Here is a 13,560-nt window from a genome sequence, read left to right as displayed (position 1 = left end):
AGAGGAAAAATCTGTCATACAGCATTACAGCATGACCGGCGATCGCCAGCATCGATCGGCGGCTTGTTAAAGCGAAAGGGCATCCTGTCGGGTGCAAACGAGCACCCCAGACCCGTCCATGGACAAACGGCTCAAGGGAGGAGCAATGTCAGTCGAAACCATCCAGAATATACCCGCGGATCGTCAGCCGCCGGCCAATGAGGACCTTGGCTACCACAAGGCCCTGAAGCCGCGCCAGATCCAGATGATCGCTATTGGCGGCGCGATCGGCACCGGTCTTTTCCTTGGTGCCGGCGGGCGGCTTGCCGCAGCCGGCCCGGCGCTGATCTTCGTCTATGCGCTCTGCGGCTTCTTTGCCTTTCTGGTGCTGCGTGCGCTCGGCGAATTGATCATGCATCGCCCGAGCTCCGGCTCCTTCGTCTCTTATGCCCGCGAGTTCTACGGCGAGAAAATGGCCTTTGCAGTCGGCTGGATGTACTGGCTGAACTGGGCCATGACCTCGGTTGCCGATGTGACGGCCGTCGCGCTCTACATGAATTTCTTCAAGCACTATGTGCCGTGGCTCGCTGGCATCGATCAGTGGGTCTTCGCGCTGATTGCCTTGATGGTGGTGCTGGTCATGAACCTGCTGTCGGTCAAGGTTTTCGGCGAGCTCGAATTCTGGTTCAGCCTGATCAAGGTTCTGGCGCTTGCCAGTTTCCTCGTCATCGGCATCTATTTCGTCGTCTCCGGCACGCCGATTGCCGGTCATACGGCCGGTTTCAGCATCATCAGCGACAGCGGCGGCTTCTTCCCGAATGGCATCCTGCCAGCCTTCGTCATCATCCAAGGCGTGGTCTTTGCCTATGCGTCGATCGAGCTGATCGGCACGACGGCAGGTGAAACGGAAGATCCGCGCAAGATCATGCCGGGTGCGATCCGCACGGTGGTTGCGCGCCTGCTGATCTTCTATGTCGGCTCGGTGCTGCTTCTGTCGCTGCTGCTGCCCTATACGGCCTATAAGGCCGGCGAGAGCCCCTTCGTGACCTTCTTCGGGACGATCGGCATCGAAGGCGCCGATGTCATCATGAATCTCGTCGTGCTGACGGCCGTGCTGTCGTCGCTCAATGCCGGCCTTTATTCCACCGGCCGCATCCTGCATTCGATGGCGGTTTCCGGCTCGGCGCCGGCAGCACTTGCCAGGATGAACAAGGCAGGCGTGCCCTATGGCGGCATAGCGGTGACGGCCGTCGTGACCGTCATCGGCGTGGCGCTGAATGCCGTGGTGCCGTCGGCTGCCTTCGAGATTGCGCTCAACCTCTCGGCGCTCGGTATCATCTCCGCCTGGGGCGTGATCGTGCTGTGCCAATTGAAGCTCTGGAAGCTGTCGAAGCGCGGCGAGATGGCCCGCCCGGATTTCCGCATGTTCGGCGCGCCCTATACCGGCGTCCTGACGCTGGTCTTCCTCTTCGCGGTGCTGGTGCTGATGGCGCTCGATTATCCGGTCGGCACATGGACGATCGCTTCCCTCGTCCTGATCGCGCCGGCTTTGGTTATCGGCTGGTATCTGCTGCGCGACCGCATCCATCGGCTGGCGGCCGAGCGGGGCCAGTCGTGACGGCAGCAAATGCAAATCCGCTGGTGGCAGTCATTGCCACCGGCGGCACCATCGCAAGCGAGCGCGCCGGCAACGGCGCCAGCGCGCCGTCTCTGACGGGAGAAAGCCTGCTGGCGTTCCTGCCAGACATGCCTATCGATCTTAGACCCATCGAACTGATGGCGAAGGATTCTGCAAGCCTCACGCTCGCGGATATGCAGGACATCAGCGACAAGGTGGGTGAGCTGCTTGACGATGCCGCCGTCAGTGGCATCGTCATCCTGCATGGCACGGATGCGATGGAAGAGACAGCGCTGCTCGTCCATCTGCAGCATGGGTTGAACAAGCCGGTCGTGTTCACGGGCGCGCAATTCACCGCCGATCATCCCAAGGCCGACGGCCCCGCCAACCTTGCCGCCGCCGTTACCGCCGTTACCGATCCGGTCAATGCAGCGCGCGGCGTGCTCGTCTGTTTCGGTGGCCGGCTGCTGCCGGCTTGGGGGCTTTATAAGCATTCGTCGGATGTTGCAGATGCTTTTCGGCAATCGCGGCCGCTCGAAAACCCGCCAAGCATGCGCCTTGCGGCAGCGCTCGACAGCGTGCGTATCGATGTTGTGGCGATCTATCCTGGCTGTGACTCCGTGCATGTGGACGCGAGCCTCAGGGCCGACGCCCATGGCATTGTTCTGGCGGCTCTCGGCTCGGGCAATGCCAATCCGCGTCTAGTCGAAGCCGTCAGGCGCTGTGTCGATGTCGGCGTGCCCGTCGTGGTCTCCAGCCGGGTGCCGGATGGATTGCTTGTTTCAAGCTATGGCGGCGGTGGCGGCGGACATGATCTTGCCGATGCCGGTGCTGTTCATTCCTCCACACTGCGGCCGGGGCAAGCGAGAATCGTGCTGGCGGCCCTCATCGCCTCCGGCGCCAGCGCTGAGCTCGTCGAGCAGGCCTTCGCGGACTTCGCAGCCAACGCCATCCCCTGAAGGCCTCGGCTTTCGGGTCCATCAAGGGCTTTGATTGTGCAAGAGTGAGTTGGCGAGTTCGTATCCAAAGGCGATCATTAAACTCGAGTCGATATGGCCGGTTTAACTGCGCAGGTTCCGATTGGAACAATCGTTCGACGAGCGACGATTATTCCGTCGTGTTTTCGGTCGCCGCCAGCCAGATGGATTATTCTCCGGAAGCGGCCGTCGAACTCCCGATATCGATGGCGTTCAGTTCCAGCCGCAACGCTTGGATTTTTTTAGGTCCGTTAAGCTGCGCAAATTCCAGCTGCGCCTTTCGCCAGAGGGGTTCTGCTTGCTTATGGAGGCGGCGGCCCTGGTCTGTGAGTTCAATGATACGAACCCGGCCGTCCGTGAGAGACGGCTTCATCGTGACAAAGCCGTCGCGCTCAAGAAAGCCGACCATCTTTCCCATAGCCGTCCGCTCGATATCGAGCCGCTCGGCGAGAATGTTCACAGCAGCTCCGCCCGCTTCTTCAAGGGCGGCGAGGGTCAAAAACTGCGTGATGCGTAGCCCGGTTGGCTCCAGGTGGCTATCGTAGAAACGGGTAATCTGCCGAGTAGCCTTTCTCATGGCGGAGCAGGTGCATTGATCGATTCCTAGTGGTTGGTTAGTTGTCAACATCTCAATTTCCTCTCGATCCGTGCATTGCTAAAGCCATGGGCAGGAAAGTTCTGAGAATCTTCTGCCCATGGCCTGCCTATAGATACCGGCGGCCTTCGCCACTATCAGAACATGCCTTGGGGAGGCGAGATATAGCCGGGATCTACGGCTGCAAGCGTACTCTTCAGCAAAGCCGTTCCCTCGTCAGCCATGATTTCGCTCTTGCCAATGGCGAGTGCATGATAGGTCTGGCGCACGACGTCCGCCGGGGAGGCCTTCGGGACGTCAATGCCGTTGGTCAGATCGGTATCGACGAAGCCTACGTGAAGACCGAGAACCTGGATGCCGCGGTCACGAAGGTGATGCCGGAGCTGGTTCGTGAAGCTCCATGCGGCCGCTTTTGAGGCGGCATATGGGGTCAGGATTGGCCGTGGCAGCCACACGATATCAGACAGAACATTGATAATGGCGGCATGCGACTTATTCGAGAGCGCTTGCTCGAAGGCTTGGCTCACGCGGACCACGCCGTAGTAGTTGGTATCGAAGAGGCGCTGCGACTGAGTTTCGAAGTCCTCCGCCAGTGGTCCGTCGATCAGAGCGGCAATGCCCGCGTTATTGACCAGAATGTTGGTATCCGCGGCGATTTCGGCGGCAGTGGCGACCGATGCCTTATCCGTGACATCGATCTGAACTGGAACGATACCCGGTTCGCTAAAGCCGCTGGTGTTTCGCATCCCCGCATAGACCTTGGAGGCTCCTCGGCGGACGGCTTCGCGGGCGAAGGCCAAGCCCAGACCGCGATTGGCACCGGTGATGAAGACTGTGTTCTTGGCGACGTCCATGACTGAATTTCCTTTCCAAAGTAGTGAGCGGCAGGCCAACGTTGGCCTGTCGGCGCGATGGGTGCTGCGTTCAAAGAAAGAGGTTTTCCGGCAACTTTCCGGAGAGTGCTTCCCGCAGACGGGCGGAGAGGGCCATGACCGAACCAAGCGGGCTCATTCGGACGCTGACCCGCGGCACGGAGCCATCGGGATTACGGTCCACGACGACGGTGGCGGTCAGTTTTTCGCCAGTCGTCAGCACAGCCTCGTATTCGAGGAATAGCCGCGAGCCGATCGTCTCGAAAAACGTAGGGCTCTGCGAGACGTAGAAAGTTCCAACTGTGTTGACTGCAAGCTTGATCTCCTCACGTCCCACGATGGTGTCTCGCGCTACGGAGCTGGTCAGCTCGGCGTCTGCCGTCAGGTCATCAAGAAACGGATGACGTTCTTCTTCGTGTGCCATTGTAAAATCTCCTGCCTTCTTGCCGTTATTTGTAGGCGGCGCGATTGTTTGTGATGAATTGCTTGACCGTGAGAGCGGCGGTTCCCGTAATCTCCTCGACTGCATCGTTGGTTCCCGAGAAGACGCCGTCGCGATAGTCCTGCGCGACTTCGACCAGGTGCTGGACGAGGAACGGCGGGAACTTGTAGAGATTTTCCATCTTGTCCTTGAACGCCTCGATCGACGTCGGCGCGTATTCGATCTTCACGCCAAGTACCTCGCTGATGACCGCGGCGATCTCGGTGTGGTTCATCTCGACAGGACCGTGGAGGGGGTAAATCTTGCCTTCGTGGCCCTGCGGATAGGCCAGAAGGTGAGCGATCACCCGACCCTGGTCATCAGCAGGAATAGGCGCGTGGCGACCGTTCTCGAAGGGGAACTGGATCTTCCGCGTTGCCCAGATTTCCTTTGCGAAATGCGGGTAGACGAGCCAGTCGGCAAAGAACGTCGGACGCAGGTGGGTCGTCGGGACGCCCGACCAATCGAAGACACGTTCCGAAACCCAGTGATCCCGTGCCGCGTGGCTTGTCGATTCCCGACGAGCTGAGATCTGCGACATGTTGACGATCGCCGACACGTTAGCTTCCTTGGCGGCCTGTGCGAAATAGGCTGCTGCCCCAACGATCCCGGGCGCTATGGGATGTAGGAAATAGGCAGACCTGATGCCTTCCATGGCGGCCCGGATGGCATCGATATCGGTGAAATCACCGATCGCGGTTTCAAGGCCGCGCTGTCTCAGGGCTGCCGCCCGGTCATCGTCCGAGCGCACATAGGCACGAACAGTTTTGCCCATCTTGAGCAGTTCGTCGACGGTAGCCGTCCCGGTTCTTCCGGTCGCACCGCTTACAAGTATTTCAGCCTGGCTCACGATCTTCACTCCTCGGCCTGATAAGAGCATATGCTCTCGATGAGGAAGACATGAGAGCATATGCTCCTAATGTCAAGCAGCCTTGGCCGAAATATCGACGATGCCTTGTTGCCGGTGAAGGAAATCGACCTTTGAGCGGGCTCTACATGCTGGATACCGATATTGTGTCCGAACTTGCGCGAACTGGCTCGATTGAGCATCCAGTTCGGGAAAAGGCACCCCCAATTAAGGCATGTCAGTGCCAGCCGCGAGAACGGGCCGACCGTTGAAAACGGCGCGGCCCGAACATTGGCTGGATGGTTTGTCCATCAAGCCTGGTGCGTCGCATTGGCGACCACGACAGGGATCAAGAGATCACCCCAATTGCCGTTGCCGCCGTGGTGGCGGGCCGAGCGGATGAGCTCGACGGAAACGCCGGCCTCGACCGCGTTCATGACGGCCTGATTGAGGCGATGCAGCTCGTTGGCCAGCATGCGGATGACCGCCTGCTGATCGGTATTCATGGTGAGAGATTGCTCTTCGGCTCTCTCGCGAACGCGTGCTATCGATGCCATTTCATTCTCCTCCTATAGTCCCGATATCATTCTGCTGCCGGCTTGAACTGCGCATGCTCAGTCGATCCGTGCATGGCCGTGGTGGATGACTGGCCACCGGTAATCGCCAGCGACACCGCATCGAAATAGCCGGTACCCACTTCGCGCTGATGCTTGGTTGCGGTGTAGCCATTGGCTTCCGCAGCAAATTCCGCCTGCTGTAGCTCCGAATAGGCGGCCATCTGGCGCGCCTTGTAGCCGCGAGCGAGCTCGAACATGCCAAAATTCAGCTGGTGGAAGCCGGCAAGCGTGATGAACTGGAACTTATAGCCCATCGCGCCCAGCTCGCGCTGGAACTTGGCGATCGTCGCGTCATCCAGGTTCTTCTTCCAGTTGAACGACGGCGAGCAATTGTAAGCCAGCAGCTTGCCGGGATGGGCGCGATGCACGCCTTCGGCAAATTTGCGTGCCTGTTCGAGATCCGGCTTCGAGGTCTCGCACCAGATCAGATCGCAATGCGGCGCGTAGGCGACGGCGCGCGCAATGCAGGGCTCGATGCCGTTCTTGACCTGGTAGAAGCCTTCCACCGTGCGGCCGGCGTCGTAGTCGACGAAGGGCCGATCGCGCTCGTCGATATCCGATGTCAGCAGCTTGGCAGCCTCGGCATCGGTGCGTGCGACGACAAGCGTCGGTACGCCCATGACGTCGGCGGCTAGCCTGGCCGCATTGAGATTGCGGATATGGGCAGCCGTCGGAATAAGCACCTTGCCGCCGAGGTGGCCGCACTTCTTTTCCGATGCCAGCTGATCCTCGAAATGGACGCCGGCGACACCCGCCTCGATATAGGCCTTCATGATCTCGAAGGCGTTCAGCGGGCCGCCGAAGCCCGCTTCGGCGTCAGCCACGATCGGCGCAAACCAGGTGTCGACGGAAAGTCCTTTGCCTTCAGCGGTCTCGATCTGGTCGGCGCGCTGCAGGGTGCGGTTGATGCGCTTCGCCAGCTCCGGACCCGCATTGGCGGGATAAAGCGACTGGTCGGGATACATGGCCGAGGCGGTATTGGCGTCGGCTGCGACCTGCCATCCGGACAGATAGATTGCCTTCAGGCCGGCGCGAACCATCTGCATGGCCTGATTGCCCGAGAGCGCGCCGAGCGCGTTGACGAAATCTTCCTCGTGAATGAGCTGCCAGAGGCGGTTCGCACCCATTTCGGCTAGGGAATGGCGGATCGTGATCGACCCACGCAACCGCTCCACATCCGCGGCCTGATAGGGACGCTCGATGCCGTCGAAACGCCTGGCGGCCGCGCTAGGAACCAGTTTGTAAAAATCTGTCATGCTATTCTCCCGATACTGTCTCTCGATCCTCCGATCGATCTCGATTGCATGACTGTTTTTACAATATTGATGCTGCCGCAGCCAGAAAAACCGAAAGATCCCATTCGATAAAAGGGTTAGGATGTGCTATCGTTGACATTGGTTCTCAGTAAAATTGTAAATCTTGTTAAATTCGCCTGAGGAAAAATTTGTAAAAGGTTTGACATATGGTTGAGCGCAAGATCTTTGCCGGTCCACGGGTTCGGCGTATCCGCATGGGGCTCGGCCTGACGCAGACGACCATGGCGCAGGCTCTCGATATCTCGCCGTCCTATCTCAATCTCATCGAGCGCAATCAGCGGCCGTTGACCGTGCAGCTGCTGCTCAAACTGTCGGCGGTCTATAAGGTGGATCTCGATGCGCTGCAGGGCGAGCAGGGTGGCAGTGCAGGGCAGCTGCGTGAAGTTTTCGCCGATCCGCTGCTTGCGGGCGAAATCCCTGGCGATCAGGAGTTGATCGAGCTCGCCGAAGCCGCGCCGAATGCGGCAAACGGCATGATCCGTCTGTATCGCGCCTATCGCGAGCAGGCCGCAAGACTGTCCGATCTCGCCGAGCTTCTGTCCCGCGAAGGCCGGATTGCCGATGTCGCCGGTCCCCGCTTGCCGCTCGATGAGGTGCACGATCGTCTGCAGGCGCGGCCGAATTTTTTTGCTCGCATCGAAGATGCCGCCGAAGCCTTCCATGAGCGCCTTTCTTCCAGCGACGATATGGTTGGCGGCTTGAAGCTGTGGTTGAGGAACGAGCATGGCATTGCCGTGCGTCTGCTGCCGGTGCGCGCCATGCCGGGCCTGCGCCGGCGCTATGATCGGCATTCCATGCGGCTTTTCCTGTCCGAGCGGCTGTCTCCCTTCGATCAGCTTCGGGAGATTGCGACCGAGGTTTCGGCTCTGGTCATGCGCGAGGAGATTGCCGCCGAACTGGATGCGCTTGCTCTCTCGACACCGGAAGCCAAGCGCATCGCCCGCTTCGAGCTGGCGCGCTACGCATCCCACGCCCTGCTGATGCCATATGGCTCCTATCTTTCAACAGCCCAGCGCCTGCATTACGACATCGATGGGCTTGGGGCTCGCTTCGGTGTTTCCTATGAGCAGGCCGCCACGCGGCTGACCAGCCTGCAGCGTCCGGGCGCATCCGGTATTCCGTTTTTTCTGATGGAGATCGATAGTGCCGGCCATCGACTGCGCAAGGCTGGCGCCCAAGGCTTTCCGCAGGCACGCTTCGGCGGCGGCTGTCCCAAACTCAATATTCATGCCGCCTTTGCCCAGCCCGGACAGATATTGGTGGACGATACGCAAATGCCGGACGGTAGCGGATTTCTCACCATATCGCGGACGGTCGATGGACCTCAGGCCGATTTTGGCGAAAGGATGCGCCGCACCGCGCTCCTCATCGGCTGCGATATCGCCCATCGCGACGAGGTGATCTATGGCAAGGCACTTGGCTCGATGTCCATCGCGATCGGCCCGGCCTGTCGCCTATGCGAACGTCAGGGTTGCCTGGTAAGGGCCGAACCGCCGGTGACGCGCCCACTCGGTCTCGACGAAATGGCGGCGGGCCTGAGCGTATTCGATTTCCAGTGATCGCATTGAATTTGCCGTCGCGGATGGGAAACGGCAAATTCAGTATATTAAAATCTATCGTTTATATGGATAATTGTTGCGTCGATACTCCGATAAATAGGATCTCATTCCTCGCGTGCCGCGCTTGCCCTTACTAGGTTCCGCGCAGACAAGGAGTCCGAGATCCATGAATTTTGCCAAGCGAACATCTGCCGCCATTTTTGCCGCTGCGCTTTCCTGCGGCGCGCTGTTCACCACGATTGCGCATGCCGATACGACGCTCGACCGCATCAAGGGCCGTGGCGCGCTGACCGTCGGCGTCATCCTCTCCGGAGCGCCCTTCGGCTACATCGATCCGGCAAGCCAGGAACAGAAGGGCTACAATCTCGACATCGCCAAGGCGCTTGCTGAAAAGCTCGGCGTCAAGCTGGAGACGGTCACGGTAACGCCGCCGAACCGCGTGCAGTTCCTGCAGCAGGGCAAGGTCGATATCCTGATCGCCAACATGCAGTACACGGAAGAGCGCGCCAAGATCCTCGATTATGTGCCGACGCCCTATGACCGCAGCGGCGGCGCTGCCGTCGGCCGCAAGGATAGCGGCCTCAGCGACTGGAGCGACCTCAAGGGCAAGCCCGTCTGCGTTTCTCAAGGCTCGAACTACACGCAGCCGCTGATGGAGCAATATGGCGCCGAAGTGAAGGCGCTGCCGAGCCAGCCGGAATCGCTGCTGGCCCTTCAGGGCGGCAATTGCGTTGCCGCCGTGCATGTCGGCGCGACGGTCGGCCTGCTGCTTCAGGATCGGCCGGAGGAATGGAAGGATTACAAGATCCTGTTTCCGACCGAGCTCGTTCCTTCGGATTCGGTGATCTGGCTGCGCAAGGGCGAAGGCGACACGCGCGCCGCACTCGACAAGGCCGTCCAGGAGCTGCATGCCAACGGCAAGCTTCTCGACTATGCCAAGGCAAACCGCCTGCTCAACACGACCTATCTTGAGGAAGAGCACAAGAAGCTCGAGGGCAAGTGACATTGTCGGTCGCTTGAGGAACGGTTTGCATGGGAAGTTCGCTACTTCAGACCTTCATAGACTGGACTGGCAAGATCGGGCTTCACTACGAGTTCCTGGCCAGCGGCTATGAGGCGCAGATCTGGCGTGGTGGTTTTATCACCACGCTCTATCTCATCGTGCTCCTCATTCCGATAAGCCTGCTGTTCGGCCTGCTGTTTGCCGCCATGCTGACCTCGGGAAACAGGACCTTGGCCGTGCCGGTCAGAGCCTTCATCGAAGTGACCCGTAACACGCCGACGCTCGTGCAGCTGATGTTCAGCTTCCTCGTGCTGAACACCCTCGTCTCCAATGGCCTCGGCGGCGCGCAGCACAATCCTCTGACACCGTTCTTCTGGGTGGTCGCCGTGGTCGGCCTGCATGTCGCTGCACTCCACGCCGATGCGCTTCGCGCCGGCATCGAGGCCGTGCCCGAGCAAACGGTGGAAGCGGCGCGCGCCATTGGCTTCACACGCCTGCAGATCCTTCGTTTTGTCGCGATACCGCTCGCCCTCCGGGCATCGCTGCCGGCGATCGTCAACAATATGATCAATCTGGTGAAGCTGACGACGGTGGGGAACGCGATCGCGGTGAGCGAAATCACCTACGCGTCGATCATGGTCTGGACGCAGCGTGACAATGTCGTCGAACTGATGATCGTTATCCTGCTGTTCTTCAGCGCCATCAACCTTGCCCTCGCCAGAACCGGGCGCTGGATCGAAAAGCGCCTGGCTGTACCCGGTTTCGGAGTGGGCGCGTGAGTGTGGCGAAGCTCTCAGCGGCTCCCTCGAGCAACTGGCTGCCCTGGCTCTTCGGGGCACTGGTCGCGATTGCGGTCATCTGGCTGCTGGCCGATCTGTCGCTGCTGCATGTGCTGATCGAATGGCTGCCCTATCTTGGCAGCGGTTTCCTGATGAACATCCTCATCAGCCTGCTCGCCATGGCGGGAGGAACCTTGATTGGTGTCTTGCTTGGTATTCTCGAGCTGGCACCGCTGAAGATCATACGCTACCCCGTCGGCCTTTATGTCCAGATCTTCCGCAATGCGCCGCATCTCGTGCTGATCTTTGCGACGACCTATATTTTTCCCTTCGAGATCGTGCTCTTCGGCCATTACCTGCCCTTTCCCGATTGGGTGAAGGCCGTGATCGGGCTTGCCATTCCGGCAAGCGCCTATGTCGCCGAAATCACGCGTGGCGCCATTCAGTCAATTCCAACGACGCAGTGGGAGGCGGCCAAAGGCCTCGGCTTCTCCCGGTCCCAGGCGCTGCGCTGGATCATTCTGCCGCAATGCGCGCGCCGGTCATTGCCGCCATGGATGAACCTCTTTGCCTCGATCACCATGGGAACCGCGCTTGCCTCTTTGGTCGGCGTGCATGAGCTTTTGCATGCCGCCACTGATGCCAGTACGGCCGTCCGCCGTCTGGATTTCACCGTCCTCGCCTATATCGTCGTCATGGCGGCGTTCTTTGCCCTTTGCTATCCCATTTCTAGCCTGACGCGCCGCCTTGAGCGCCGCCTGAAAGCTTAAAGGAGCCGGCATGAGCCAAGCTCAGACCAATCCGATCGTCGAACTGGCTGATGTGCATCTCGCCTACGGATCGACCGAGGTCCTGAAAGGGATCGATCTTTCCGTTGCCCGCGGGCAGACCGTCTCGATCATAGGTCCCTCCGGGTCGGGGAAATCGACGATCCTGCGCTGCATCAACGCGCTGGTCGCGCCGCAGACGGGGCGCATCTCGGTCAATGGCGCGCGTGTCGACCAGATGCGCAGCGAGGCCGAACGCATCAAGCTGCGGCAGAAGATCGGCATCGTCTTCCAGCAATATAATCTGTTTCCGCATCTGTCCGTGCTCGACAACATCACAATCGCCCCGACGCGAATCCTCGGCGTCAACAAGGCCGATGCCGAACGTCATGCCCGGGATCTCCTGGCGCGGGTGCGCCTGTCCGAAAAGGCAAGCGTCTATCCCGGACAGCTTTCCGGCGGTCAGCAGCAGCGCGTCGCGATCGCGCGGGCGCTGGCAATGCGGCCGGATCTCGTCCTCTTCGATGAGGTGACTTCGGCACTCGATCCCGAGACCGTCGGCGAGGTGCTCGCCGTCATTCGCGATCTCGTCAAGGAAGGCATGACGAGCATCCTGGTCACGCACGAGATGCGCTTTGCCGAGGAGATCAGCGATGTCGTGGTCTTCACCGAAAACGGCCGCATCGTTGACCAGGGGCCGCCCGAAGCCATCTTCCAGACATCGACAAATGCGCGCATCCGCCGCTTCGTCAACGGCCTCGCCGGTGCGCGGGCTTCGCTCGAGGACGGGGAGGGGATTTGACGATGGAAAAGACTTTTCCGTTGACGACAGGCTTTGCCGAAGCCATCACATCGGCCGATCCGCTGCGAGATGAGGCGGCCGTTGCCGCAGCCCGCATGGCGCTCGTCGATTGGTTGGCCTGCGCCTTAGGCGGCTCGGCCGACCGCACGACACGCATTCTGCTGGAACAGTTGCCGGCAGGTCCGGGTGACGCCGTCATCATCGGGCAGGGGCGGCGCACCGATGCGCTGACGGCGGCTTTGGTCAATGCCCATGCCGGCCATGTGCTCGATTATGACGACGTGCATGCGAGCGTGCGCGGTCACCCGACGACGGTCATCGTTCCCGCTCTGCTGGCGCTGGCATCGGAGACGCCGATTTCAGCGGACCGCCTGATCGCCGGCTATATTGTCGGCCTGGAAGCGATGGCGCGCCTCGGCCTCTCGCTCGGCATGCGCCATTACGAGAACGGTTTTCATGCAACGGCAACGCTCGGCACGATCGGTGTGGCGGCGGCCGTCGCCCATGTGCTTGGCTATTCCGTCGTCGAGACCGCCACGACGCTCGGGCTGGCGGCCACGCATTCGAGCGGTCTGCGCCTGCAGTTCGGTCATGATGCCAAGCCCTATCATGCCGGCATGGCGGCGCGCTCGGGCCTGCTTTCGGCCAAGCTCGTCAAGGCAGGCTTCGGTGGCGCAAGGGATTTCCTCGACAGCGCGATCGGCTTTTATTCGGCCTTCGCCTTTGGCGAGGCGCGGCCGCAGGCGGCCATCGAGGGCTGGGGCGCGCCTTGGCAGATCGTGGCGCCCGGCCTCACGCTCAAGGCCTTCCCGTGCTGCACGGCGAGCCACCCGGTTGCGATGATCGGTCTTCAGCTTCACGAAGAGGAATTGAACGCGGAACAGATCGAGGCTGTCGTCATTACCTTCCCGCCGGGAGGCGATGCGGCACTGGTCGTGACCGATCCGACGACCGGTATCGACGCTCGTTTCAGCGCCGAATATGTGTTCGCAACGGCGCTGATGGACGGCGCGTTGAAGATCGGCCATTTCGGAGAGACGCCGGTAAGAGAGGATCTGATGGCAATCGCCCGGCGCGTTCGCCGCCGGCACGACGAGACGGCGCCGCGACTTTCGAGCGACCCGAAAACGCGCTTCGTCATTGCCGAGATAACGCTGAACGATGGACGCCGCCTGAGCCGCGAGTTCAAGGGCCTGCCCGGCCTCAGCGATCCCACCGAAAAATTCCGCGACGCGACCGGCAACCATCCGGCCGTGTCGGCCGTTCCCGATATGGTGAGAACCATGCATAGCGAGGACGATCTTGATCGCCTCGTCCAGCTTCTATCCAACAGTTTGAACTGATCCAA

The 13,560-nt window shown here is 60.5% G+C and carries 14 protein-coding genes; 8 read left to right on the top strand and 6 right to left on the bottom strand.

Annotated features, from left to right (window positions below):
* Window positions 1–145 precede the first annotated feature (145 nt).
* Window positions 146–1,597 carry an amino acid permease gene (locus HGP12_RS14025; protein WP_168842310.1) on the top strand — a complete coding sequence of 484 codons (1,452 nt, stop codon included), beginning with the start codon at window positions 146–148 and terminating at the stop codon, window positions 1,595–1,597.
* Window positions 1,594–2,556, top strand: a complete 963-nt coding sequence (locus HGP12_RS14020; RefSeq protein WP_312862889.1) for an asparaginase — start codon at window positions 1,594–1,596, stop codon at window positions 2,554–2,556. Before HGP12_RS14025 ends, HGP12_RS14020 begins: the two co-directional genes overlap by 4 nt.
* 187 nt (window positions 2,557–2,743) lie before the next feature.
* On the opposite strand, the gene HGP12_RS14015 is transcribed toward HGP12_RS14020, so the two are convergent.
* From HGP12_RS14015 to aceA, 6 genes are all read right to left on the bottom strand, one after another.
* Window positions 2,744–3,202: a MarR family winged helix-turn-helix transcriptional regulator gene (locus HGP12_RS14015; RefSeq protein WP_168842312.1), complete on the bottom strand. Its 459-nt coding sequence runs from the start codon at window positions 3,200–3,202 to the stop codon at window positions 2,744–2,746.
* A gap of 104 nt (window positions 3,203–3,306) precedes the next feature.
* Window positions 3,307–4,023 (bottom strand): SDR family NAD(P)-dependent oxidoreductase, encoded by a 717-nt coding sequence (locus HGP12_RS14010; protein ID WP_168842313.1) that lies wholly within the window; start codon window positions 4,021–4,023, stop codon window positions 3,307–3,309.
* 70 nt (window positions 4,024–4,093) lie between these two features.
* Window positions 4,094–4,465 (bottom strand): hypothetical protein, encoded by a 372-nt coding sequence (locus tag HGP12_RS14005; protein WP_168842314.1) that lies wholly within the window; start codon window positions 4,463–4,465, stop codon window positions 4,094–4,096.
* A gap of 25 nt (window positions 4,466–4,490) precedes the next feature.
* The gene (locus tag HGP12_RS14000) at window positions 4,491–5,372 is read right to left on the bottom strand and encodes an NmrA family NAD(P)-binding protein (RefSeq protein ID WP_168842315.1); all 882 of its coding nucleotides are present in this window, start codon (window positions 5,370–5,372) and stop codon (window positions 4,491–4,493) included.
* Between the two features lie 308 nt (window positions 5,373–5,680).
* Window positions 5,681–5,926 carry a hypothetical protein gene (locus tag HGP12_RS13995; RefSeq protein WP_168842316.1) on the bottom strand — a complete coding sequence of 82 codons (246 nt, stop codon included), beginning with the start codon at window positions 5,924–5,926 and terminating at the stop codon, window positions 5,681–5,683.
* Window positions 5,927–5,952: 26 nt separating this feature from the next.
* The gene (gene aceA, locus HGP12_RS13990; RefSeq protein ID WP_168842317.1) at window positions 5,953–7,242 is read right to left on the bottom strand and encodes an isocitrate lyase; all 1,290 of its coding nucleotides are present in this window, start codon (window positions 7,240–7,242) and stop codon (window positions 5,953–5,955) included.
* A 206-nt stretch (window positions 7,243–7,448) separates the two neighbouring features.
* On the opposite strand from aceA, the gene HGP12_RS13985 reads away from it, so the two are divergent.
* The 6 genes from HGP12_RS13985 to HGP12_RS13960 all read left to right on the top strand — a co-directional run bounded on the left by HGP12_RS13985 (window position 7,449) and on the right by HGP12_RS13960 (window position 13,555).
* The gene (locus tag HGP12_RS13985) at window positions 7,449–8,861 is read left to right on the top strand and encodes a short-chain fatty acyl-CoA regulator family protein (RefSeq protein ID WP_168842318.1); all 1,413 of its coding nucleotides are present in this window, start codon (window positions 7,449–7,451) and stop codon (window positions 8,859–8,861) included.
* 166 nt (window positions 8,862–9,027) lie between these two features.
* On the top strand, window positions 9,028–9,864 hold the full coding sequence (locus tag HGP12_RS13980; RefSeq protein ID WP_168842319.1) for a transporter substrate-binding domain-containing protein: 837 nt from the start codon (window positions 9,028–9,030) through the stop codon (window positions 9,862–9,864).
* A gap of 29 nt (window positions 9,865–9,893) precedes the next feature.
* Window positions 9,894–10,643: an amino acid ABC transporter permease gene (locus tag HGP12_RS13975; protein ID WP_168842320.1), complete on the top strand. Its 750-nt coding sequence runs from the start codon at window positions 9,894–9,896 to the stop codon at window positions 10,641–10,643.
* Entirely contained in the window at window positions 10,640–11,413 is a 774-nt protein-coding gene (locus tag HGP12_RS13970) for an amino acid ABC transporter permease (protein ID WP_168879140.1), read from the top strand. The genes HGP12_RS13975 and HGP12_RS13970 overlap by 4 nt, the downstream gene beginning before the upstream one ends.
* A gap of 10 nt (window positions 11,414–11,423) precedes the next feature.
* On the top strand, window positions 11,424–12,212 hold the full coding sequence (locus tag HGP12_RS13965; RefSeq protein WP_168842322.1) for an amino acid ABC transporter ATP-binding protein: 789 nt from the start codon (window positions 11,424–11,426) through the stop codon (window positions 12,210–12,212).
* 2 nt (window positions 12,213–12,214) lie between these two features.
* A complete protein-coding gene (locus HGP12_RS13960) occupies window positions 12,215–13,555 on the top strand; it encodes an MmgE/PrpD family protein (RefSeq protein WP_168879139.1) in 1,341 nt (446 codons plus the stop codon).
* Window positions 13,556–13,560: the final 5 nt, after the last annotated feature.

Source organism: Rhizobium sp. P28RR-XV (assembly GCF_012641385.1).
In the GTDB taxonomy this organism is placed as follows: Bacteria; Pseudomonadota; Alphaproteobacteria; order Rhizobiales; family Rhizobiaceae; genus Rhizobium.
The sequence above is the reverse complement of the archived record's forward strand: the minus strand, read 5'-3'. Positions and strand labels throughout refer to the sequence as shown.